At 58.8% G+C, this 2,605-nt stretch carries 2 protein-coding genes; one reads left to right on the top strand and one right to left on the bottom strand.

The window, feature by feature from the left end; all coding sequences use genetic code 11:
- On the top strand, positions 1–1,633 hold a 1,633-nt coding region (locus WBM93_RS06245; protein ID WP_424429637.1), incomplete at its 5' end, for a ComEC/Rec2 family competence protein.
- Here the strand turns inward: WBM93_RS06245 and lexA are convergent.
- Positions 1,630–2,322, bottom strand: coding sequence for a transcriptional repressor LexA (gene lexA, locus WBM93_RS06250; RefSeq protein WP_424429640.1), 693 nt, complete (start codon positions 2,320–2,322; stop codon positions 1,630–1,632). The two genes, WBM93_RS06245 and lexA, sit on opposite strands and share 4 nt — an antisense overlap.
- Positions 2,323–2,605: the final 283 nt, after the last annotated feature.

The following is a 2,605-nucleotide window of genomic DNA, read 5'->3' on the forward strand; positions in this document are numbered from 1 at the left end:
GCTGATGCCACCCGCGATGCCCGCCCTTCCAGGCGCTTATGATTTCTCCGAGCGCGCATGGTTTCAGGGGCTCGGCGCTACCGGTCAGGCGCTGGGTGATATCACCATATTGCGACCCGCCGATCCCCTATTTGACCTATCCCGATATCGACAGCGACTATCTGCCCATGTCCAGTCGCAAATGCCCGGTGCTGCCGGTGCGATCGGGGCCACGCTTGCAACCGGGGACCGTGGTGCCATTAGCGAAGCCGATGCAGAAGCCATGCGTCGCAGCGGTCTCGCGCACCTGCTCTCGATCAGCGGCCTGCATGTCACGGCGGTAGTTGGCGCAGTCTATTTGCTGTTGCTCAAGCTGCTTGCCCTTTTTCCATCATTGGCGCTGCGGTTTCGATTGCCGGTCGTCGCAGCCGGATGCGCTGCGCTTGCGGCTGTCGCCTATACGCTGTTGACCGGCGCCCAGGTCCCGACAATCCGTGCCTGTGTGGCTGCCATGCTGGTGCTGGTTGCTCTAATGATGGGGCGTAGCGCTATCACCCTGCGGATGGTTGCGGCGGGCGCGCTGTTCGTGCTGGTCTTCTGGCCCGAATCGCTGGTCGGACCCAGCTTTCAGCTGAGCTTTGCGGCGGTGACTGCAATCATCGCCTTGCACGAACATCCGCGGATCAAGGCGCTGGTCATGCTGAGAGAGGAAGGTCTGATCCGGCGGATCGGACGTTTCATATTCTCCCTGTTTCTAACCGGCCTGGTGGTGGAAATCGCTTTGATGCCAATTGCTCTGTTTCATTTCCACAAGGCGGGTCTTTATGGCGCATTGGCCAATATCATCGCCATTCCGCTCACAACATTTGTGATCATGCCGCTCGAAGCGCTAGCTTTGGTGCTGGATAGTGCCGGTTTGGGCGCGCCGGTCTGGTGGTTCTGTGAAAAGGCGTTGAGCGGACTGATCACGCTGGCTCATTTTGTATCCAGCCGTCCCGGTGCGGTGACCATGTTGCCGTCGATGCCGGTCGTGGCTTTCGGGCTGGTCCTGCTGGGCGGTCTGTGGCTCTGCCTGTGGCGCGAGAGATGGCGCTATCTGGGACTGTTCCCCGCATTGGTCGGGGCGTTGATGATCACCACCAACCGCGCGCCCGATATTTATGTCACCGGCGACGGGCGCCATGTTGCTATCCGCGATGATCGGGGAGAGCTGGCGATGCTGCGGACCCGCAGCGGCGACTTCATTCGCGACATGATTCGTGAGAATGCCGGTGTCGATGGGGAGACGCAGGCGCTGGAAGACTGGCCCAATGCCGAATGCAACGCCGATGCCTGCCTCGTCACGCTTACCGGCAAAAGACGCAAATGGGTGTTTCTGGCCACCCGCAGCTCACACTATATCTCGGCGCTGGCGCTGTCGGCGGCTTGCCGCCGCGCCGATATCGTGGTTAGCGACCGGTGGCTGCCGGTCAGTTGTCAGCCGCGCTGGCTCAAGGCGGACCGCAATCTGCTATCGCGGGTCGGCGGCATGACCATTGATCTGGAAAAGGAGAAGATTTCTACCGCCCTCGCGTGGACTGGTCGGCATGACTGGACCCGCTATCGGTCCGAGAAAGCTGGTGCAGGCAGCAAAGATGCCCGTTCAACGCGCTAGTAGCGCCGCAGCAATCCCGCCATTTTTCCCTGAATACGAACTTCGCCCGGATTGTAGAGCTGTGGCTCATAAGCTGCGTTGGCAGGATCAAGCCGCAAGCGTCCTCCCTCCTTGCGGAGATATTTTAGTGTCGCTTCTTCCTCGTGGATCAGCGCCACGACAATCTCTCCATCGCGGGCGACTTCGGTTTTCTGGATCAGCGCATAATCGCCGTCGAGAATGCCGGCGTCGATCATCGAATCGCCCGACACTTCCAGCGCATAATGTTCGCCGGGGCCGAGCAGGGCGGCAGGAACGCTGAGCGCGGTCTGGCCTTCCATAGCTTCGATTGGAGCGCCGGCGGCGATCCGGCCATGCAGCGGGATTTCGAGAACATCATTATTGGCAGCGGGAGCAGGATTGGAAATAACCTCGCGAACCGGCGTTTCGGGACGCAACGAGATCACGTTCGATGGCGCAACTTCGGGCAAACCGCCTTCGGGCAACTTTAGAACTTCCAGCGCTCGTGCCCGGTTGGGCAGGCGGCGGATGAAGTCCCTTTCCTCAAGCGCGCTGATCAACCGGTGGATGCCGGATTTCGACTTCAGGCCAAGCGCCTCTTTCATTTCCTCAAACGAGGGGGAAACGCCGCTGTCCTTGAGCCTGTCATCAATGAAACAAAGAAGTTCATGTTGCTTTTGCGTGAGCATGTCCAAGATCCTGTTCTGGGAACGAATAAGGAACAATTATGAAACAAAACGGGGGAAGTCAAGCGGGAAGTTATTAATCTGTTGGCAGAGGGGTAGGGGATCTGGACGGAATTGATCCGCTGACATCATGGCGGCTATTGGCGTTTTCCGTTAAAAAGCTGCCGTTCCGAATACGCCCCAATAAACGACATTATCGCCTGAAAGTTCGTTTCCCAAAACCTGCCATTCAATTGGTTAGAGTTTAATGGCTGGATGCGGGCCGGAATTTGGGCCGGCTCCAGAC

Source organism: Parasphingorhabdus sp. (genome assembly GCF_049667325.1).
In the GTDB taxonomy this organism is placed as follows: domain Bacteria; phylum Pseudomonadota; class Alphaproteobacteria; order Sphingomonadales; family Sphingomonadaceae; genus Parasphingorhabdus.

Bases quoted from the DNA above. Each gene is read 5' to 3' on its own strand.
- lexA (WP_424429640.1), bottom strand. From the start codon at position 2,322: ATGCTCACGCAAAAGCAACATGAACTTCTTTGTTTCATTGATGACAGG.